At 46.2% G+C, this 22,046-nt stretch carries 8 protein-coding genes; 5 read left to right on the forward strand and 3 right to left on the reverse strand.

Going from position 1 to position 22,046, the window contains the following annotated elements; translation table 11 throughout:
• Nucleotides 1-19: 19 nt before the first annotated feature.
• Nucleotides 20-12,532 carry a gliding motility-associated C-terminal domain-containing protein gene (locus K1Y79_RS16350; RefSeq protein ID WP_220251241.1) on the reverse strand — a complete coding sequence of 4,171 codons (12,513 nt, stop codon included), beginning with the start codon at nucleotides 12,530-12,532 and terminating at the stop codon, nucleotides 20-22.
• Between the two features lie 720 nt (nucleotides 12,533-13,252).
• On the opposite strand from K1Y79_RS16350, the gene K1Y79_RS16355 reads away from it, so the two are divergent.
• From K1Y79_RS16355 to K1Y79_RS16375, 5 genes are all read left to right on the forward strand, one after another.
• Nucleotides 13,253-15,832, forward strand: coding sequence for an NACHT domain-containing protein (locus tag K1Y79_RS16355; RefSeq protein ID WP_220251242.1), 2,580 nt, complete (start codon nucleotides 13,253-13,255; stop codon nucleotides 15,830-15,832).
• 112 nt (nucleotides 15,833-15,944) lie between these two features.
• Nucleotides 15,945-16,853: a transglutaminase-like domain-containing protein gene (locus tag K1Y79_RS16360; protein ID WP_220251243.1), complete on the forward strand. Its 909-nt coding sequence runs from the start codon at nucleotides 15,945-15,947 to the stop codon at nucleotides 16,851-16,853.
• Between the two features lie 19 nt (nucleotides 16,854-16,872).
• Nucleotides 16,873-18,717 (forward strand): chloride channel protein, encoded by a 1,845-nt coding sequence (locus K1Y79_RS16365; protein ID WP_220251244.1) that lies wholly within the window; start codon nucleotides 16,873-16,875, stop codon nucleotides 18,715-18,717.
• Nucleotides 18,718-18,744: 27 nt separating this feature from the next.
• A complete protein-coding gene (gene kefF, locus K1Y79_RS16370; protein WP_220251245.1) occupies nucleotides 18,745-19,293 on the forward strand; it encodes a glutathione-regulated potassium-efflux system oxidoreductase KefF in 549 nt (182 codons plus the stop codon).
• Nucleotide 19,294: 1 nt separating this feature from the next.
• Entirely contained in the window at nucleotides 19,295-21,169 is a 1,875-nt protein-coding gene (locus K1Y79_RS16375; protein WP_220251246.1) for a monovalent cation:proton antiporter-2 (CPA2) family protein, read from the forward strand.
• Here K1Y79_RS16375 and K1Y79_RS16380 read toward each other — a convergent pair.
• Both K1Y79_RS16380 and K1Y79_RS16385 read right to left on the reverse strand, forming a co-directional pair.
• Nucleotides 21,166-21,423: a hypothetical protein gene (locus K1Y79_RS16380; protein WP_220251247.1), complete on the reverse strand. Its 258-nt coding sequence runs from the start codon at nucleotides 21,421-21,423 to the stop codon at nucleotides 21,166-21,168. The genes K1Y79_RS16375 and K1Y79_RS16380 overlap by 4 nt on opposite strands.
• A 38-nt stretch (nucleotides 21,424-21,461) precedes the next feature.
• Nucleotides 21,462-21,680 carry a hypothetical protein gene (locus tag K1Y79_RS16385; protein WP_220251248.1) on the reverse strand — a complete coding sequence of 73 codons (219 nt, stop codon included), beginning with the start codon at nucleotides 21,678-21,680 and terminating at the stop codon, nucleotides 21,462-21,464.
• Nucleotides 21,681-22,046 lie beyond the last annotated feature (366 nt).

Raw genomic sequence — 22,046 nt, forward strand, 5'->3', positions numbered from 1 at the left:
CTTATGTATTTTCAAATCTTTAGCGAACAATAGTCACAGTGCCCTTCATGTTAACAACAGAGCCATCCTGGAGCGTAGCACGCAGTACCCAGATATAAACACCTACCGGTTGCTGACGGCCACTCATTGTACCATCCCATCCGGCACGCTGGTCTTTAGACTCAAAGATCTGTTGACCGAACTGGTTATAATATCTGATAACTACATTGGCGATCGTAGTACCAAATACATAGTGCACATCATTGAAACCATCTCCGTTTGGCGTGAAGACATTCGGTACGAATATCCTGTTGCCCTGCGGATTCTCTGCTGTAGCAGTTACTGCGGCAGACAAAGCGCTGGTTTCACAATCAGCATCACCTAGTGCTCTTACACGTATGGTCACTGCCTGACCAGGAGTAAGACTATATATAGAATGCGTCAATCCTCCGGCACCGGAGCTAGGCAGGATGTAAGTCGTACCGTTATCCAGAGTTACCTCATATGATGATGCACCCGGAACAGCAGCCCATTGGAACGTTACCTGAGTAGGTTGGGTTTCTCCGACAGTTACAACCGGAGCAGCCAGCGCTTGCAGAATATTTACTTCAACAGCTACTCGGCTGGTGCTGGTACAACCACCGGCACTTACTACCTCTACATAATAGGTAGTATTGTCATTCAGTGCCGGAGTAGTAAACGCAGCTGTATTCGCTACCGGCGTACCGCCTGTTTCTGTAGTGTACCAGCGGAAACCTGCACCTGTAGTTGTAGAAGTAGCAGTAAGTGTTGCCGTCTCACCAGGACAGATACCTGATTCATTACCAGTTACAGTAGCGTTATTCGCTGAAGCACCCACATTTACATTTACTGTAGTACGTGTAGCACTTGCACAGCCTGAAGCATTGAGTGCTTCTACATAGTAGGTAGTATTTGCTGTTATAGCAGGAGTAGTAAAGCTATTTCCAGTACCAGCCGGCGTACCACCAGTAGGAGAAGTGTACCAACGATAGGTAAACGCAGGATTCGGATTCAGTATACTCAGGCTTGCCGTCTCACCCTGACAAGCAGTTACCGTTGCATTGGCCACTACTGGCGATGCAGGCGTAGTGTTCACAGTTACCTGTACTATTGTACGGCTCTGACTTACACAGCCACCGGAAGAAGCTTCTACATAATAGGTCATATTAGTATTCAGCTGCGGCGTAGTAAATTCTGCGCCTGTAAAGCCGGCAGTTCCGCCTGTTGCAGTTGAGTACCATCTATAAGTAATGCCGGCCTGTGGATTAGTTATAGCAAGCAATGCGGAGGTACCTGCGCAGATAGTAGCGCCATTAGCCAACGGAGCACTGATAGTATTAACCACTGTCACAGTTACTCCTTTTCTGGCCTGACTGATACAACCCGAGCCATTCAATGCTTCCACATAGTAGGTAGTATTGCTGTTCAGCGCAGCCGTAGTATACTCCGGACCTGTCGCCAGCAGTGTACCATTAGCAGGAGCATCATACCAGCGATAGGTTAGTGCCGCATCCGGATTCAGTACATTGAATGTTGCAGTACCACCTGTACAGGTTACTACATTAGTTGCAGTCACATCAGGAGTTGGAGCAGCTGCATCAACTACTATATTCGCCGTAGCACGGGAGGTGCTTACACAGGTGGTTCCAGTAGCAGCCTGCACATAGTAGGTTGTATTTGCAGTAACAGCTGTCGCTGTGAATGACGGACCTGTAAAGACAAGCATACCTCCATTGGCAGCGTCAAACCACTGATAGTCTATACCAGACTGTGGATTCTGCACGGTAAATGTTGCATCCTCACCAGCACAGATCCTTACACTACCAGCAGCAAGTACAGGTACATCAGGAGACTGTCCTACCGTTACAGTAGCAGCCACCCTTGTACTGGTGCCGGCGCATTGACTATTGTTACTTACAGCTTCCACGTAGTAAGTAGTGCTTGCATTAAGATTTGGCGTTACAAACTCAGGGCCGGTAAATACTGAAGTACCGCCTGTTGCAGTTGTATACCAGTTATAGATCACACCAGTTGTAGTAGAGATAACACGCAGTCTTGCAGTACCTCCTGTACAGGTGGTTACATTATTGGATTCAAGCGTCGGAACTGGTGCAGCTGTCGATAATGTTATACTTACCGCAGCCCTTGTTGCGCTAGTACAGTTATCATTTGTAGCTTCGACATAGTAAGTAGTTGCTGCATTGACTACCGGAGTGGTAAATGTACTGCCGGTACCTGCAAGCGTACCACCAGTAGCTGTAGTATACCAGTTATATGTCAGCGCAGGATTCGGATTCTGTACAGAAAGATTAACCGTTGTGCCAGGACAGGCCGTAACATTCGCAGCAGTAACAGGTACAGCCGGAGCAGTAGTAACATTTACAGTCACCCCAACCCTTGCACCTGCATTAGCACAGCCATTTGAATTAACTGCCTGCACATAGTATGTAACATTGCTTGTAACACCATTGACAACAAACGCAGGTCCTGTGAATACCAGCGTACCGCCAGTAGGAGCATCATACCACTGGTAGGAAATATCATCCTGCGGATTCTGAATGAACAGAACTGTATTCTGACCTGCACATACTTCTACACTATTGCTAACTAACACTGGAGCACCTGGTCTTGGTACCACGGTTACAGTAGCTGCTACTCTTGTACCGCTGCCGCCACAACCGGAAGCTGCATTGACTGCTTCTACATAGTAAACAGCGGTAGCCGTCAGCTGCGGAGTTGTATACTCAGAGCCTGTAAATACCGGCGTACCACCAGTTGCCGCAGTATACCAGTTATAGGTAATTCCCGTATTCTGAGATGTTACCCGGAGTACGGCAGCAGCACCTGTACATACATTAACATTGGCTGCTTCAAGTGTTGGCGTTGGAGCCGGATCACTTACCAGTACGCTGACCCTTGCTCTTACTGCACTGCTGCAGTTGCCGCCGGTAGCTTCGACATAGAAATCTGTATTTACAGTAAGCTCAGGTGTGGTAAAGCTTGGACCTGTACCGACTGCTGTTCCGCCTGTTGGCGTAGTATACCAGCGATAAGTAAAGTTGCCGCTTGTCTGTACCGCCAGCACAGCTGTATTACCACGACACACATTTACTACGTTTGATACAACCGCAGGAGTACCAGGAGCAGGTGTAACTACAACACTTGCTCTTGTACGAACGCCCGTACTGATACAGCCATTACTATTTACTGCCTGCACGTAGTAATCTGCACTTGCATTAGCTGCCCTTATTACGAATGTGGGACCTGATTGTACCAGTGTGCCACCAGTAGCCGCATCATACCACTGATAAGTTAAGCCTGCCTGTGGGTTAAGTACTGCAAGAGTTGCATCCTGACCGGCACATACAGATATACTTGCACTCTGTACTGCTGGTGCACCTGGATTAAGCGCAACGCTGGCTGTCGCTGCTACTCTTGTACCAGCACTACCACATTGGGACGCGTCATTTATTGCTTCTACATAGTAAACAGTGGTTGTGGAAATAGCCGGCGTAGTAAAGGTTGGTCCAGTAGCAACCTGTGTACCACCCGTCAGGGCCGTGAACCATCTATAGGTAACGCCTGCTGCCGGAGTTGTTACTCTGAAAGAAGCAGTTCCTCCTGCGCAGATATCCACATTGGGCGTTTCCAGTACCGGTACAGGAGCTCCTGCGCCAACACTTACCGTTGCCCTGACTCTTGAAGCAAGGGTACATGATCCATTACCGGTTTCTATATAAAATGCAGTATCTGCATTCAATGCATTCGTAACATAAGTAGTACCTGTAAAGAGGAGAGTACCACCCGTAGGAGCATTGTACCAGCGGGTCTGGATATTCTGTCCGGTCACGTTAGCTGTCAGTGTAGCCTGCTGACCTGCACAAATAGTTGCATTAGTTACAGCTGGCGCGACGAGTGCCGGCACTACACTTACTGTTACTGATACCCTGTTCGGATTAGCGCAATTATTGGCAGTACGTTTACTCTGTACATAATATGTTGTAGTAGCTGTCAGCTGAGGGGTGGTAAAGCTAGTACCTTCACCAAGCTTCTGACCTCCTACTGGCGCACTATACCATTCCAGTGTGGATACAGCGCTACCGGTTGCCGACAGCGTAGCTGTATTACCGCTACAAATAGTTAGATTTCTTACCGCCACTGATGGTGCCGACACCTGTCTCGTAGCGTAGTAAACATTTGCTCTTACCAGCGCTGAGACAATACCGCCTCTTAAACGTATCTGTACTCTGTCATAAATAGCACCCGGAGCAAAAGCTACGGTAAATTTGCTGGTACCAGTTAGTAAGCGTACGCTTACTGTATTACTATTGAGCAATACTGCATCGCTATTTGCGGTAGCGCCATTGAAGCTGGATATCTCCAGTGAACTGAGCAAACTAGCGTCTACTACCTGCGCTGGCAGTTCCATCACAATGCGAACGCTATCCCCGGCAGCTGCTGCATCAGGGAAGATCAGACTTTGCTGTACGCTACCACTTCCTGCCGCAAGCGGTACTGACAGTATAGAGAAGTTATTAATATCTGCATCTGTTGTATTAGCAGCATCCTGTACTGAGCAAAGTACACATACAGCAGTTGTACTATTGGTCTGTGCATTTGCAAAGTCGCACACCGTATTTGGCGCTACAGTGACTGTCAGCGGTACTGCTGTACGCTGACTTGGACAGCTGCCGGCTCCTGCAACTGCTTCAACGTAGTAGGTAATATTGCTTGTCAGTGCCGGAGTAATGAATGTTACACCTGTGGCAACAGAACTACCGCCTGTAGCTACCGTATACCAAGCGTAGTTCACACCTGGTGTTACAGAGTTGGCAGTTAATGTAGCTGTCTGACCGGATATTACCTGGCCATTTGCAGGTACTGTAGTAACAGTAGGGGCGGCTGGTACTGTATTAACTGTTACAGTAGCTGCTGTTCTGCCAGCACTTGCACATGTGCCTGTCACAGCCTCTACATAATAAGTAGTTGTTGCTGTCAGTACCGGCGTTTGGAAAGAAGCGCCTTCAAATACCGGCGTACCACCTGTAGCGGCTGCATACCAGCGGAAGGTTACGCCAGGTGTGGTAGATGTTGCTACCAGCTGGGTACTGTTATTAGCACAAATAGTTGCACTGGTTGGTGTTACCACCGGCACTACCGGCTGAGTGATTACATTAGCTGTAACTCTTGTACGTGTTGTATTCGCACATCCGGTTGCATTGGCTGCTTCTATGTAGTAAACAGTTGTTGCGTTTAATGCCGGACTTGTATATGAAGTACCCGTAAAGAATGCAGTACCTCCTGTCAGCGAGGTATACCAGCGGTAGGTAATACCTGCAACCGGAGTTACATTGAAGGTAGCTGTACTGCCACTGCAGATGGTCAGTGCAGTTGTATCCAGTACAGGAACATCTGGTACTGGATCAACGATGGCAGTAACAGGTACACGCTGCAGGTTCGGACAGTTCAGACTTGTCTTCACTGCTTCCACATAATAAGTAGTGTTGGCCGTCAGCGCAGGCGTCTGATAGCTTGTACCTGTGAATATGGACGATCCGCCCGTGGCAGTTGTATACCAGCGGAAAGAGACATTGGCCGGTCCGGCAGCAGTAAGCGATGCACGGTTGCCTGCGCAGATAGTATCTCCCTTAACCACAGGCAGACCTACCACACGGCTGGCAAAATGTATATTGACTGCGCTCAGGGCTGTTGCAACACCAGAATTGAGACGTACTACAATCCTGTCGAAGAGGGCTTTAGGTTTGAAGCCTACAAGCGCCTGTTGATTACCGCTCAGCAGAGATACTTTCACCAGCGGATTATTAAGAGCAACAAAGTCATTATTAGAAGCTGCACCGTTAAATGAGCCTATTTCAATTGTAGATAATAGTCCTACATCTGCCAGCGAACCATCAAAAGACAGCGCAATAACAGTACTGTCATTAAGTTCACTGATCTGTGGAAACACAAGCGACTGTTGTACATATCCGTTCAGCAGACCCAATGCTACACGTAATGTGGACCTGGTTGAGGTACTATTATCTACTGCAAGAGCTGGATTTTCCACATAACATCCAACGCAGATACCATTAGCAGTGTTTTGCTGACTGTTAGCAGCGTCACAAGGAATGTCATTATTACCGGGAACTACGGTAGCGGTTACAATAACACGCGGGCCGTTTTTACAACCGCCTGCTGTTACTGCCTCAGCGGAGAAGCTGGTAGTAGCTGTAAGCGGACCTGTATTAAATACAGCGCCTGTGAATATAGAATCACCAGCGGCATTGTACCACTTGTAGGTTATGTTGGTACCAGATGCATATGCAGTAAAGATAGCGCCCTGACCACTGCTTACAGTAGTTGTCAGTGGCGTTACTGTCAGTGTGCCTGGCGCAGGACTAACCGTAACAGGAACCCGGGTTCTTGTTGTACTTCTGCAACCGTTATTATCTGACTCTACATAGAATGCGGTATCTGCTGTCAGTGCATTGGTTGTATAGCTGGCAGTTGAAGCCAGTAAGGTACCACCTGTAGGAGCGGTATACCAGCGGAAGGTAGCGCCAGCCGGTGCTGTAGCCAGCAGAGTAGCAGGGCTACCTGTACATATTGCTCTTCCGGCAGCTACAGGAACTGCAGGCGTAGCGCCTACATTAACCCTTACAGGTATCCTGGTTGGATTCGCACAACCAAACCGGCCTGCTTCCACATAATAAGTGGCTGAAGCTGTAAGCGGACCGGTAGTATAGCTTGCACCAATCTGTACCGGCGTACCACCAACAGCCACGGTATACCATGCCAGATCAGCTCCATTAGCGGTGGAGGCATTGAGAGTAGCCGTATTGCCACTGCAGACGTCTACATTAGCAACAGTTGCCTGCGGACGAGGAGTCACAACTGCTGCAAAGTACACCTTAACACTTGTCAGCGCTGCCAGCACGCCGTTAATGCTGACCATTACACCATTGAAGGCCTTGGATACAGGTATTGTTACCCGGAACTTATTACCCGTATTCAGTAAGGTAAGATGTACAAGGGTATTATTCAGGAAAACGGCATCTGCGTTTGGCGTACTTCCATTGTATGTCTCCAGTCTGATACCTCCCAACAGGGCAGCATCTGCCAGCTGGCCAGGTATTTCCAGATCCAGCGTAACACTATCGCCGGCAGGGTATGTATTTTCAAAACGCAATAGCTGGCCAACATAGCCCAGCGCATTTACTGTGGCCGTAATTGTAGATGCTGAATTAGAGTTTTCGTCCACTGCCAGTCCCGGATCAGACACTGCACACAAGAGACATACACCAGATATTACAGGACTTACCTGCTGCTTGGCGTAGCTACATGGTGTCGGTTCTGTCGGTAGATTTATGTCTACCTGTACTCTTGTACGGACAGGGCTGGTACAATTATTTGCAGGATCACGTACCTCGACATAGTATACCGCCGCCGCAGAAAGCGCAGGAGTAGTGAAAGTAGGAGCGTTACTCTGCACCACATTGCCACCGGCAGGGGCATCATACCAGTTGTACTGATAAGCAGGATTAGGACTGGCTACAGCAAAAGTAACTGTCTGACCTGCATTGATAGTCCTAACTGCTGGTGTAACAACAGGTTGTGGTAAGCCCACAATGACATATACCGGCTTTCTAGCTGGATTCACACAGCCGGAGGAAGAAACAGACTCAACATAGTAAATAGCATTCGTAACGTCGCTTACCTGGAATGTTGCACCGGTACCCAAAACAGTACCACCAGCAGGCTGATTGTACCAGCGGAAGGTAGCTCCTGGTCCGGTAGCGCGTAATGTACCCGTGGCCCCCTGACAAATATAGACTGTATCTCGTTCCACTGTCGGAGTACCCGCAAAGATCTGCGCAGAATATACCTTGAGAGCAGTAAGTGCAGTGGCCAGGCCATTTAGTTTAATATTTACCCGGTCAAATGCAGCACCTGGTGCAAATGAATATATCAGATCTCTGTTACCGTTTAATAACTGCAGATTTAATATGCCAGGAGTCAGGGTTACTTCATCGTTATTCAATGTACCCGCATTGGAAGACGAAATCTGTATACCTGATAATACGCTCAGATCAGCCAGGCCGGTTGTAAAACCAAGTTTGATGCGAACACTGTCTCCTCTCACACCTGGTGCCGGGAAGATCAGTGATTGCTGTATGTTGGCACCAACACCCAGTATTGTATGGATAACAGAGGCTGTTCTTGAACTATTGTCTACAGCGGAGTCAGGTTTCTCAACATAACATCCTACACAGATGCCGCTTGTTGCAGTTTGCTGACTGGTTGCTCCTCCGCAATCTATATCCCCTGGATCAGCCGGACCACCATCACCATTCAATGTAACAGATACCGGAGTACGCAGACTACGACAACCAGTATTCCCCTGGAGTACAGCTTCCGCATAATACGTTACATTACCGGTAACTGGAGGAGCAGTAAACTGTGTACCTACAAATACAGGCGTACCACCTGTTGGTCCACTATACCAATTATACTGGTATCCTGCATTTGGAGATACGACATTAAATGTTGGTGTAGTACCTTCTTCTACAGAAGCTGATGACGGTGTGACAGTCACACCTGGCAGGCCTGTTTTTACCTGAACAGGTGTACGTCTTTCACTGCCACAGCTATCAGCGCCGGCAGCTTCCACGAAATAGGTAGTGTCTTTGGTGATAGCAGGCGAGATAAAGGTAGCGCCATATCCGACAGGCGTGCCTCCTGTATAAGAGGTGTACCAGCGATAGGTATAACCGGCTGGTGCAATAGCACTGAGTGTAGCCGGACTACCTGTACAAACATAAGCTGTAGCTACAGCCGGTTGCACCACAGGCGTAACCACCTGGGCATAATACACATTAAGTGAAGAAAGTGCACCGACAACCGCATTCAGCCTTATTTCTATTCTGTCAAATTCTTTATTGGCGACAAAGGTATAAGCCGTCTGCTGAACACCATTAAGTAAACGCAGTGTTAGCAGGGAACTGTTAATACCTGCCATTTCAGCATCAGCTGGACGTGCACCGTTACCAAGACCAATACCGATACCGCTGATCAACCCCAGATCCAGCAAGCCAGTAGTAGTACCCAGCCCCAGACGTATAGAGTCTCCAGCTTTGCCTTTTGCAGCAAATACCAGATCCTGATAAGCATAACCCAGCGCTCCCACGCCTAAACGTATAGTGGAAGCTGTAAGCGGATCATCATCTGTTGCAAAGGTCGGGTCAGTTGTACCGCACAGCAAACAGGCCAGACCACCTGTTCCGCTGTTCTGCGTCTTAGCTCCACTACAGCTTAAAGGTCCATTGCCGGTAGCACCATTTACATCTACTTCTACAGCCGTCCTACGAATACTGATCAATCCATCAGTTGGAGAAACTGCTTCAACATAATAAGTCTTATCCTGAAACAATGGAGGCGTTGTTAGACTATTACCAGTATGAACGGGAGACCCTCCTTCCAGCGTCTCATACCAGTTAAAGATAACACCTGGTACTGAAGGCAGCGTGGCGTTGAGCGTAGCAGTTTGTCCGACGGTAATGGTAGCCGGAGCCGGTGTTACTACTACAGGCGTCATGGCAATTGCCTCGTATATATATAAGGTGTTATCTAATGCCAGCAGACTACTAATATCAACTTGCGCAGCGTCAAAATTACGAGACACCGGTATGGCGACACGGAACTTATTAATTTCTGCCTGAGTCTGTAATAAATTCACCCTTAATAGTGGGTTATTTAATGTCTGCGGATCATTATTGCTGACATTATTTAAAGAAGTTGTCACTCTTATACTACCCAGTACTGATGCATCTGCAAGGAAATCAGCTTTGCTTCCCAGTATCAGAATAATGCTATCTCCACTACGGTAATTACCAGGGAAGTTGATTTTTTGCCCGAGGGTTGATGCTACCCCTAATGGAAGCACAAGCCTGGAAGCGGTAGTAGAATCCCCATCGGCAGCAAATGCAGGATCTGTAATCGTGCACAATGCGCAGGCTATACCACCCGTAATAGGACCATTCTGACTGGTTCCATATGTCCATAGCGGGCCTGTACCACCACCAATGGTAACAGGTACCGCAGTTCTTACCAGACTATTAGTACCGGCAGGATCCTTAGCCTCAACATAGTAGGTCGTATTACGGATCAATGCAGGCGTTGTAAATGCTCCTGAACCTGTAAATACCGGTGAGCCGCCTGTTGGAGCAGTATACCAGGTAAAAACTGGATTATTGGTACGGATAGAAGGAGTTAGCGTGACTCCGGTATTATATGGTGTTCTGGCAGGACTGGGCAAAACTGCTACAGGAATCATGGCAGCTACCTCGTATAGTTTCAGTGCACCGGATACGCCTACAAGTCCACCGAAATCTACCCGTACACCGTCAAAGGTTTTAGTTGCGGGAATAGTTACGCGGAACTTCCTGGCATTATTCAGTCCTATTCCCAACACCTGCAACTTTACAGTAGCGGCATCCAGCCGGATCTGGTCATTATTTGATACGGCCGGACCAGCAATGCTGTTGTTGAAAGTAGTTACGTTTACTCTGGGTAGTACAACTGCAGCAAGATTTTCGGTAGGCGCTTCCAGGAACAGTACAATGCTGTCTCCAGCCTGGTATACACCCGGCAATTTCACCAGTTGTCCTACACTGGCTGCAATACCTAAGGGCACAGTGAGGGTAGAGGCTGTGGCTGTATCGCCATCCGCAGCTGCTGCCGGTGTACCTACAGTACATGCCGCGCAGGCAACACCCGTCGTAAACGGACTTTCCTGCTCCTGGCCATAACTCCAGATAGTACCAGGACCACCCGCTACTTTTACTGTCACAGGTGTACGTACATAGCTGCTTAGGTTATCTGCAGCGCTAAATGCTTCAACATAATATGTCGTAGTACGATTTAGCAGGGGGGTAGGGAAGCTATTTCCTGTTGCAACAGGTGTACCGTCTGTAGGACTTGTATACCATCTGTATACGGGAGCCGATACCCGTGCATCCGTAGTTGCCGCAAGTGTCACACTACTACCGGCAGTAATCAGCGGAGCAGCAGGTGTAATATTTACTGGAATAACAGCAGCTGCCTCATAAATACGAAGGGACCCGAAGGCGGTAAATGCAGTAGTAAGACTTACCTGGGCCGCATCAAAATCTTTAGTGACAGGGATTGTTACGCGGAATTTTGGTGTACTACCTAGCCCAAGGCCAAGCGCATCAACACGTATAGTTCCTATGCCGAGATTAACCGCGTCATTATTTGCAACGTTATTATTGAACGTTTGAAATTGAATAGCTGATAGTGCACCGGCAGACAATAACTGACCTGGAATTTCAAGATCCAGGACAATTCTGTCACCAGCTTTATAGTCACCTGGAAATCTGAGAAGTTGTCCGACAGACGTTATTGCACCTACCGGCAGTTGTAACATAGAAGCCGTAGTCGTATCTGCATCAACAGCGGCCGCCGGATTATCCACATAACACAAGGCACATGCGATACCGCCGGTAACAGGACTTACCTGCTGGTCTGCATAGGACCAGATCGGCCCGGTACCACCATTTACACGTACAGTCACAGGCGTACGCACTGGACTTACCAGTCCATCTAAAGGATTGGTAGCTGATACATAATAAGTTGTAGTACGTTTTAAGGCAGGAGTGGTAAAACCGGCACCGCTAAAAACAGGTGTGCCTCCTTCAGGAGTAGTATACCATTGATAGGTAGCCCCCGGAATCCTGATAGAAGGAGAGAAGGTAACAGTTCCACCAATGGGGATAGCGGGTGTGGCCGGGCTGATAGTAACTGGTATAAACGCTGCAGCCTCGTACACGCGTAATGTAGAGAATGTAGTAACAAGCGCTGAGAAACTGATCTGCACTTCGTCAAAAGCGCGAGCAATAGTTGCAGTTACGCGGAATTTTGGTGTTGAACCCAGACCCAACCCTAATAGATCGAGACGGATCTGCGAGCTATTAAGGGGTGTTGCGTCGTTATTAGAGATACCACCGTTAAAAGAGGATACGGACAGCGCGGCCAGTAATTGCTGAGAATAGATCTGATCAGGGATTTCCAGATCTAAAGCTACCTGATCTCCTGCTTGATAAGTTCCTGAAAATTTCAACTTTAGTCCGACGCCACCAAGTGCACCTGCAGGCAGTACTAATGTGGCCGCTGTGTTAGGATTGGCATCAATAGCATTAGCGCCGTTATCGACACGGCATAATGCACAGGCTACACCAAATGTAACAAACGACTGACTGGCAGCGTAGCTCCATAAGGGGCCATCGGCAGCGGCGCTGACAGCACGCCAGGCGTTCGGACGTAGAGGTGCATAGGGATGGTAATACAGGTAATTGTCCAGCCAGGCAGTAGATGTGTTTGTCACAATTGACTTGGTTACAGGGAGCTTCCTGAAGGAAGCCTTGCCCACCGGTAACCCAACCAGCCAGACCAGACAAAAGAAAATAAGAATAAAAGCTCTTAACGGGCCTTTAGGAGTAGCTTTCAGATACATAGCAATCAATTGGTTCGGGTTATAAAGCGTGTATGTTTTTCACAGTTTGTAATACAGTAATTGAACCCAGGATACTGGTTTGTACTCTTATAGGCAGGCTATGAAGCTTAGGATAAGGATAAGGGGGATCTACAAGGCTGATCTTCAGGATGCACTGAACGCGTAGGTCGTCCTTACGCAATTGTTTGTTAAAAAAATGTTGAGACAACGTAGCGAATGTATGGTGGGCAGGTGATTTCTAAGGAGTTCTTTTTATTCACTATTGGATCATCCGTTCATTTCATTCATTCGACGAATTAGCCCTGGTCATTTTGTTCAACTCGCTGTTTTGAACGTAGAATTACTTATTATTTAGGTAGCCATCTGAACCACAGTAATAGCTATAATTGGTGGATTATGAGTAGCGGGCATGACTACTCATAATTTTTATACCGGTAGTCCTACCTATTCAAACGCACTTTACCGTAAGCACTGCTAATTATATAGAGGAAGATGCCCATTCGATATATACACCTTAATCGAGCAGCAAACTGTGCCAAAAATACCTAATATTCAATTAGTTGTTTGTAAATCAGCAAATCGTACATGTTGTTCATTCTAATTTATTCTGTTCATTTCATCCATTTTTTATTCAAATAAAACTGAACTGAAAATGGATACGTATGTTTACTTTTGAGAACCGAAATCCATTTACTCAAAATCCATTTTTCTTGTCCCCATATGATAGATCTCTCCTATGACTTTATCATAACATTGCAGAATGAAGTATCCAGAAAGTTCGGCGCTGAGACAATCACACCAAGTGATTGCAAGCGGCTTTCAGATCTTATCAGGGATGAAACTACTAAAGCCGTTAGTGAGACAACCCTTAAAAGGGTATTTGGCTTCGCGACGACCAAGCACAGCTTTTCACGTTACACACTGAATACCTTAGCTCAATATTGTAATTATAAGGACTGGGATGACTTCCAGGCCCAACACTATATACAGACAGATGGTAATGAACTCAATGACAGCAAATGGCTCGATCTGAAAAATAAAGCGGTCACCGTGTCTCATTATACCATCCTCACACTTAAAAACAGATCAGGCGTTCCCTTTGCGCTGACCGTTCCCAGACCTTCCTGCTTTGCTCATATTGAACGCTTCTTGGAGAGCGATTATGCAGCTACAGCGCTGATTGCTCCATCAGGTTGGGGTAAATCAGTGACGCTGGTACATATGGCAGAGCATTTCTGGTTTAGTAAAGACGCAAAGTATAAAAAAGATATATGCTGGTTCATTCATGCACATGCTGCAGGCAGTCTCTTACTAAGGGGCTTCTCTCTGGCTACATGGCTGGATAATCAACTAAACCTGGGTGCAGGAGAAAACTTCCGTGAATACTTCGCCAACCACTTCGATAAGATCAGAGGCAGACTTATCCTGATCATCGACGGATTTGATGAGATCACCGTTGCAGGTGATAAGCTGAAACTGCTTTATACTAAACTAGAAGAGTTTGTTTATTCCAACGATCTCTTCCCATGGGTGAAAGTTATCTTGTCCATCCGCAGCAGTACCTGGTCCGACATATTCCAACATTCCCTACAATACCCGGCCTTCCGGAGATACTGGTACCTGGGGCCTGAAATGGATGAAGAAACCAGTATCAATCTTCCTTACCTAACCGAACAGGAGGTAAAGTCGGTATTATATAATCACCGTATCGATCCTGCAACAGTACGGACGTTCAGCGAAAGCTTCCTTCAGAAGCTACGCTACCCTTATTACCTGCAGCTATTCTGCCAGCTGAATACCGGTCCCGGACAAACATTCATCAATGAGCATCTTAGTCTATTTGAGATGATTTCCAAGTTTGTCCAGATTAAGGTATTTAACTCGCCAACCAATACTTTTAAGGTGAGAATAATCGAGAAGCTATTATGGCTGCTCGACCTCGGTAAGTCAGGACAATACACCGATAAAAACCTGCTGCTTAATAAAAACGCTGATCTGTTTCCGGCCTATAAAGAACTATTGGCGGATAATATATTGGTAGAAGAAAACCTTAGTCAGGAGGTAATGTTCCTGGTTAAAGTACGGTTCGCTCATCAGTTTCTCCTAGAGTATTTTGCGGCCATGCACTATATCAAACATGCTAATGATACTATTTCAGACAGTATGCTTGAAAAGATCACGCTTCAGTTGCCCGCCTCGTCATACAGAGTAGGCGTATTTAAATGGCTGGTCAGATATGCCATCAATAATGAACAACTGGAAGGTATACATAAGATTTTCTACCTGCCGCTGAGCACCATGGAAAAGTCCTACCTGCTTGAATACCTGGCCGTTCATTACCAGCACGAAGGCGAAAAGCAGATGCAGCTAAGTGCTGTATTCCCACAAGGATATTTCCGCAAAAATCCGCTCAGCCGTATTATCAATGATAACTTCCTCCATTTCGGAAAGAAAAGGGTATTGAGCGCCTTGCTTGACCTGTCAGAGGTACCAGAAGACAAGATGAAGATCCGTAGTATACTCTTTACCATGTCTCTGCTGCAGCTCGATGCGGAACACTGCGAGATTGAACTGAACAGTATTAAGAAACTGATTCCACGCGATACAATTGATGAGGAAGTATGGGTATCTCCTTATGACCTATACCTGTTCCTATATGAATACCTCAAGTTTGGGATCATCAATGAAAGTATAAAAGACAAAATATACAATTATCCGCGCTACCTGACCGGAAGTACCCGTCATGCACCCTCGGTTGCACAGGAAATGGTATTCCGGCTAAGCGGCCTTGCTTTTGCCATGCTGGCAGATTATACTCACATGCTTAACTATACTAAACGAATATTTGAATGTTATCCGTCGCTGATTCATCAGCGCACAAATCCGTTAAGATTGTCATTATTATGCTGGCAGGCCTTTGGGCATTTAGGTCTTAACAACCTAACACTGGCAGGCAAAATCTGCCGGCATACAGATAAGCTAATACGTACCTACTCTTTTAATTTCACCAATGGCCGTCATATAGAAGTACTGCAAAAACTGATTACCTCAGAAATCTATTATCATGAGAATGAGTTGAACAGGGCTATCCGCACAGCAGAAACCGCCATCGAAGTATCCCAGAAAATGGACTTCAAACTATTGATGCTTATCGGGTATAAATTGCTTAGTAAAATGTATCCACAGGCACGTTTTGAGAAACAGTTCAATCTGGCGCAACAACAAATATCGCTTATTAATAAAAGTACCTCCTTCCGGCACTTTGACAGACTACTATCAAGTGCCCTGAAAGCAAATTAGCTGCAAATCAACCACTTGATACAACAATTGTTAGTAAAAAATGGCTGGAAATGCCTGTGTCTGTAACTTTTTGTTACTCATCTGGCATAATTTTGCGTTATTGCATATCATAATGGCTATTGATGAAAGCAAATACACTACATTCCAGCGATTTTTGCTCAATGTACTGAGCCTCCTGACTATTATACCATTAGCGCCGTATCTGAACCGCTATATCCCTCATTTAGTCCTGAATGGCTGGCATATGGACATGGTTGTAGCTGTATTGGCTACTTTCCTGTTTACACGCTTACTGTTATGGATATTCAGACCGCTGATTGTCCCGGCATTTATCCTTATTTGCACCATATTTGGCATTAATTACTTTAATGACAATTACTCCTTCATTAATGTACTGAACGACTACAAGGGTATGGTACAGGGAAACTGGGGAGCGAAAAACAATAAACAATTCGACATCCTCAGTCTTTATCCCAGAAAGGTTGAAACCTACCGGGATAAAACTGTACGAGGTATCCGTGATAAGGTAAACTACAAAGACTCGCTTGTAAGAAACTTCTCTGTTGCACACTCACTCAAGGAATTTGACGAATATTTCCCTAAATATGGGAAGATCTCCCGGTACCTGGCCTTGTTCCACTACCTGAACAGGAACTTCAAATATGTTCCTGATACACATCGTGACGAATACTTCGCAACTCCCATGGAAACCATTCAGAATGGGCTTGGTGGAGACTGTGATGACCATTCTATCCTGATGGCTTCCTGCATGCAATCTATAGGAGCACGCTGCCGTATTGTTCTGATACAGGGTCATGCCTACCCAGAACTCTATTGCGGCAGTAAAGAAGACTTCGAGATCATGAAGCAAGCCATTGTAACGCTGTTTCCCAATCCACCGGTTAAAGAGATCCACTACCACGAAATGAAAGGCGAATACTGGATAAACCTTGACTATACGGCTCGTCATCCTGGTGGCAAGTACATGAACGACAAGGTGTATGCACTGATTGAATTATGATACAAAGAAAGCATTTGCCATGAGCCAATTCAAGACGATCAAACAATATCACTCATTTTTCAAGTTTAAACGGGATTTTGAGCGTTACAGCTTACGCAAAGTAAGAAGCTATGAAATTATTATACACTGGCTGCACAAAGTATTAAGCAGAAGCCAATTCCTTATACTCTCTGGTATTATTGTAGGTCTGGTAGCCGGTATGGCTGGTGTAGTACTGAAAGTGCTGGTACACTATATTCATTACTTTATTACTCATAAGGTACATTTCAGTACACAGCTTATATTCTACGCGCTATTCCCCTTCCTGGGTATTGTGCTTACTGCAATACTGGTGATATGGTTTTTCAAAGGACAGTCAAGAAAAGGGATAGGGCTCATTCTACATGAAATTGCCCAAAATTCCAGCCTGATCCCCCCGGTAAAAATGTACTCTCAGATTATGCAGAGTGCTATTACGGTAGGCTTAGGCGGTTCTGCTGGTCTTGAAAGCCCTATTGCTGTAACCGGAGCGGCCATTGGCAGCAACTATGCGCACAATTACCACCTGGGATACAAGGAAAGAACACTTTTGCTAGCTGCCGGCGCTACTGCTGGTATTGCTGCTGCATTCAATGCACCAATAGCAGGTGTTATGTTTGCTTTTGAAATACTACTTACCGGAGTTGTATTTTCAGACTTCATGCCCCTTATTCTGGCGGCAGTATGTGGTAGCCTGCTTTCCAAGATAATTTTACAGGAAGAGGTACTGTTTCACTTTGAAACCAGACAGGCCTTTAACTACTACAACGTTCCTTTCTATATAGGCCTGGGATTACTCAGCGCACTTTACGCCCGCTACTTTATCGTGGTGTCGCAGCGCATTGAACATTTTATGGCCAGTTTGAAATGGTCGGCTTTGCAGAAGGCCATTATGGGCGGACTGGTAGTATCCTGCCTTTGCGTATTAATGCCGCCACTATTTGGCGAGGGGTATACCAGTGTCAAACAGCTGGCCGGCGGCTTTTCTGAGGAAATTATCAAAAACAGCTTTTTTCGATACTTCCCTTCCCAGAGCTGGATGCTGCTTGTATTTACAGGATTTACCTGCCTGCTGAAAGTATTTGCTACTGCCTTCACTATTCATAGCGGTGGTAATGGCGGTAACTTTGCTCCTTCTCTGTTTGCGGGTGGATTTCTGGGATACTTTTTTGCCCTGTTATGCACACACCTCGGCTTTGAGGATGTTCCATTTACCAACCTGGTTATTGTCGGTATGGCAGGGGTGATGAGTGGTGTGATGTACGCCCCGCTGACTGCTATATTTCTCATCGCAGAGTCCAGCTCAGGATATGATCTGTTCATACCGCTGATGATCGTATCCACCACTTCATTCCTGCTGGCAAAATGGTTTTCGCCCATATCTCCCGAGCTCAAACACCTTGCTGACAAGGGCAAGATATTTACCAAAGCTCATGACAAAAATATCCTGTCACTATTAAAACTGGATACCCTGGTAGAAAAAGATGTACAGACTATTTCTCCTGAAAAAACACTGAGGGAGCTGATCGAATTAGTAAAACAAGGGCACCGGAATATGATAGGCGTACTGAATGCCGAAGGCCGGCTGGAAGGGGTGATCACCCTTGACGATATCCGGCCGATCATGTTCAATGCAGCCCGGTATGACACCACTACTGTAAGGCAATTAATGAAACCTCCGTTAGCGATCATTGACCTTCAGGAGAATGTCGCTGATGTAATCAGCAAGTTCGATGAGGTAAATGCCTGGAACCTGCCAGTTGTAAACGACAATAAACTCGTCGGCTTTGTTTCAAAATCAGGCATTCTGAACCAGTACAGACTACTATTACAGGAGTATTCCTGATCCCTGACTATCAATCTAATCCGGTCTATGGCCAAAATTCTAATATTATTCGCGCATCCTGCCTTGGAAAAGTCGAGGGTGCATGCTCAATTAATTGCTGCTATACGCGGTATGCAAGGCATTACACTACATGATCTTTATGAAGTATATCCAGACTTTAATATTGATGTAAGGCAGGAACAATCACTGCTATTACAACATGATATTATTTTGTTTCAGCATCCGTTTTACTGGTACAGCGCTCCAGCTATTATTAAGCAATGGATGGACCTTGTACTGGAACATGGCTGGGCTTATGGCCATACCGGCACTGCCCTGAGAGGTAAATTTGCCGGAAATATAGTCACTGCCGGTGCCCAGGAAGCTGCTTATCAGAAAGACGGATGGCATCACCATACTATCAGGGATTTCCTGCTTCCATTTCAACAGACTGCGGCCCTGTGCAACATGCAGTACCTGGATCCGTATGTTATCTACGGTACCCACAGACTTACTCACGACAGCATCGTCGAGCAGGCTATTTCTTATAAACATATGCTGGAGCAACTCCGGGATGGACAACTAAAAATTCAATGACATGGAGCACTCTTATTTCTTTATAGCAATGATCTATCTGGCAGCAGCAGTGATATTTATTCCTATTGCCAGAAAACTCGGATTAGGCTCCGTGCTCGGTTACCTGCTTGCTGGTGTGGTGATTGGCCCTTCCCTGATGGGCTTTATCGGGCAGGAAGGCCAGGATATTATGCACTTTGCCGAATTTGGTGTAGTCATGATGCTCTTCCTGATCGGTATTGAACTGGAGCCTGCCTTGCTTTGGAATATGCGGGCTCCTATACTCGGACTAGGCGGCCTACAAGTGCTGATTACCACTGCACTGGCTACAGGACTGGCCCTGCTGCTGGGACAACCACTAAACGTATCACTGGCGCTGGGCATGATCCTTTCACTGTCTTCTACGGCTATTGTGCTCCAAAGTCTCAAGGAAAAAGGACAGTTGTCATCATCCGCTGGCCAAAGCGCCTTTTCTGTACTCTTATTCCAGGATATCGCTGTTATCCCAATGCTGGCAATCTTTCCATTACTGGCAGGAACAGCGTCTGGCGATACGGCATCGCACGAACATACCTTACGCGACGATCTTCCGGCGTGGGCGCAGACATTGGTAGTATTAGGCGCTGTAACCGTTATTATTGTTGCCGGCAGATACCTGGTACGCCCCTTACTGCGGGTGGTTGCCAGGGCACGGGTAAGAGAACTGTTTACCGCCTTTGCACTATTGCTGGTAGTGTCAATATCAGTACTTATGAGCCTTGTAGGCTTAAGCCCGGCACTGGGCGCTTTTCTGGGAGGTGTAGTACTAGCCAACAGTGAATACCGCCATGAGCTGGAGAGCGACATTGAACCATTTAAAGGACTGCTCCTGGGCCTGTTTTTCATGGCGGTAGGCGCGTCGATAGACTTCAAACTGGTATTGTCTATGCCCTGGGTGATCCTCGGACTAGTAATATCTATCATGGTTATTAAGGCCGTTACCCTGATTATATTAGGAAAGACATTCCGGATAAGTATAGAACAAAATCTGCTGTTTGGAATGGCCCTTTCCCAGGTTGGTGAATTTGCCTTCGTATTACTTTCATTTACTCAGCAAAACAATATCCTTTCCACTGATACGGTCAGTATAATGACTGCAGTGGTGGCATTGAGCATGGCTTTCACGCCCTTGCTATTGCTGCTCCACGAGCGTCTGATACAACCACGGTTTAACAGGAAAGAAACAACTGATACCCGCGAAGCAGACGAGATCCATGAAAAGCACCCGGTGATCATTGCCGGATTCGGCCGCTTTGGCAATATCGTAGGCCGTTTCCTGCGTGTAAACGGGGTACAGGCTACCATACTCGATCTTGATTCAGACAGGGTAGATGCGCTGCATAATCTCGGTGTAAAGGTATATTACGGAGATGCATCCCGGCAGGACCTGCTGGCCGCTGCGGGAGCCGCAGAAGCCAAAGTGATCATCATTGCTATGGATACTGTAGAACAGACGCTGGAGGTCGTAAAAATCGTCAGAAAACACTTCCCTCACCTGCAGATGCTGGTAAAAGCAGAGAATATTCCGGATACATATGAACTGATGGACCTTGGTGTGTTACATATCTATAGGGAAACATTGGATACATCCTTGAGAATGGGGGCGGATGCCTTGCAAATGCTGGGTATAAGGGCCTATCATGCCCAAAGAAGCGCAAACACCTTCAGGAAACAGGATGACAAAGCACTGAAAGGATTGTCAGCTATTCGTAATGATAAAAAGCTCTATATCAATACAGTAAAAGAAAGGATTGAGGAACTGGAAAAGCTGATGTCCAGTGACAGAGTAACCAGGTGGAACCCGACTGCACAAGGCTGGGATGAACAATCGATGATAGATGAAGCCAACCAGGACTAAACGTCCAGGGCTTCTTCTATCTTATGTGCGATTTCCTGTAGCAACTGCGGATCAATCTTACCACCTGCCTGCGCATTCGCATCGGCGATGGCTCTGTATTGTCCTTCATCGTCTTTTTCAAAGGTAATTTCATGCTGCTCTACCGTTACCTTAAAGGCAACTTTATACTGCTGTACCCACGGGCGTACCTCCAGGATATGCGGCTTTCCTTTATATTCAAACTTTAGTATAAACGGGTCATCAAATCCTTCCATAATTCGTCTGTTATCAGGTAAAGATATATATAATACTTTTAGAAGCTTTTATTGCGGATACGTATTTTCTCTTCTCTTGACAGCTGGTGAATAAACAGCAAGGAGAAATAAGCAGCAGCACTGATGATCAGTATATAACCAACAAACCCTAGTGTATGGAATAACCAGAAGAGTGTCCAGTCATTCATCAGGGAGTACTGACCTAATACTGCCAGTATAGTTCCAATTAGCGCGAAGGCGAAAGCAATTCTTCTCATAAAGGGTACTTTTTTGGGATCCGTTTAATTTCCTCGAATTAATTAATCATTACTATTGTCCGTCGTTCTTTTGGTAATTGTCCATATGTCTCGGGGCAAACAAAATGCCATGGCGGCAATACAGCAAAGTTACTATCAGCATAGGTTTTCACGTAGATATTTTTCCACATTTGCGGGAAACTTGGAAATGTGCATAACTCACGTCCCACATACCCACATTTTCAGAGAATTGAAAGGAAGTGTATCATACTGATAATTTTTACATAACCGTATCTTTTGTAATCATTTTTGCTATATTTTTATTGCACTTAATGATTATACCACTGTTTAAATCCTCCACAGGTATTGAAATTATAGCAAGTGTGA

It is taken from the genome of Chitinophaga rhizophila (genome assembly GCF_019492185.1).
GTDB lineage: Bacteria > Bacteroidota > Bacteroidia > Chitinophagales > Chitinophagaceae > Chitinophaga > Chitinophaga rhizophila.

What these genes read in the sequence shown, in the direction of transcription:
- K1Y79_RS16350 (WP_220251241.1), bottom strand. Translation starts at nt 12,532, where the DNA reads ATGTATCTGAAAGCTACTCCTAAAGGCCCGTTAAGAGCTTTTATTCTT.
- K1Y79_RS16355 (WP_220251242.1), top strand. Translation starts at nt 13,253, where the DNA reads ATGATAGATCTCTCCTATGACTTTATCATAACATTGCAGAATGAAGTA.
- K1Y79_RS16360 (WP_220251243.1), top strand. Translation starts at nt 15,945, where the DNA reads ATGGCTATTGATGAAAGCAAATACACTACATTCCAGCGATTTTTGCTC.
- K1Y79_RS16365 (WP_220251244.1), top strand. Translation starts at nt 16,873, where the DNA reads ATGAGCCAATTCAAGACGATCAAACAATATCACTCATTTTTCAAGTTT.
- kefF (WP_220251245.1), top strand. Translation starts at nt 18,745, where the DNA reads ATGGCCAAAATTCTAATATTATTCGCGCATCCTGCCTTGGAAAAGTCG.
- K1Y79_RS16375 (WP_220251246.1), top strand. Translation starts at nt 19,295, where the DNA reads ATGGAGCACTCTTATTTCTTTATAGCAATGATCTATCTGGCAGCAGCA.
- K1Y79_RS16380 (WP_220251247.1), bottom strand. Translation starts at nt 21,423, where the DNA reads ATGGAAGGATTTGATGACCCGTTTATACTAAAGTTTGAATATAAAGGA.
- K1Y79_RS16385 (WP_220251248.1), bottom strand. Translation starts at nt 21,680, where the DNA reads ATGAGAAGAATTGCTTTCGCCTTCGCGCTAATTGGAACTATACTGGCA.